The 539-nt window shown below is 65.5% G+C and carries 1 protein-coding gene; it reads left to right on the plus strand.

Features of this window, described 5'->3' with window-relative positions:
* On the plus strand, positions 1-539 hold a 539-nt coding region (locus tag ACTMTI_RS56990), incomplete at both ends, for a complex I subunit 1/NuoH family protein (RefSeq protein WP_441129428.1).

Raw genomic sequence — 539 nt, forward strand, 5'->3', positions numbered from 1 at the left:
CTGCGGTCGGCGGCCCAGGTGGTGTCGTACGAGATCGCCATGGGCCTGTCGTTCGTCGCGGTCTTCATCTTCGCCGGGACGCTGTCCACGTCGGAGATCGTCAAGGCCCAGGAGCAGACCTGGTTCGCGGTGCTGCTGATCCCGTCGTTCCTGATCTACGTGGTCTGCATGTTCGGCGAGGCCGCCCGCATCCCGTTCGACCTGCCCGAGGGCGAGGGCGAGCTGGTCGGCGGCTTCCAGACCGAATACTCCTCGTCGCTGAAGTTCGCCCTGATCATGATGGGCGAATACCTGCACACGTTCACCGCCTCCGGCATCGCCGTGACGCTGTTCCTCGGCGGCTGGCGGGCGCCGCTCCCGATGGACTGGGAGTGGGCGCACACGGGCTGGGTGCCGGTTCTGTGGTTCTTCATCAAGTTCGTGCTGACCTTCAGCTTCATCGTGTGGGTGCGGGCCTCGCTGCCCCGCGTCCGCTACGACCAGCTCATGTCTCTGGGCTGGAAGGTGCTGATTCCGGTCAACCTGGCGTGGATCCTGCT

The sequence above is a fragment of the Nonomuraea sp. H19 genome (genome assembly GCF_052068215.1).
GTDB lineage: Bacteria > Actinomycetota > Actinomycetes > Streptosporangiales > Streptosporangiaceae > Nonomuraea.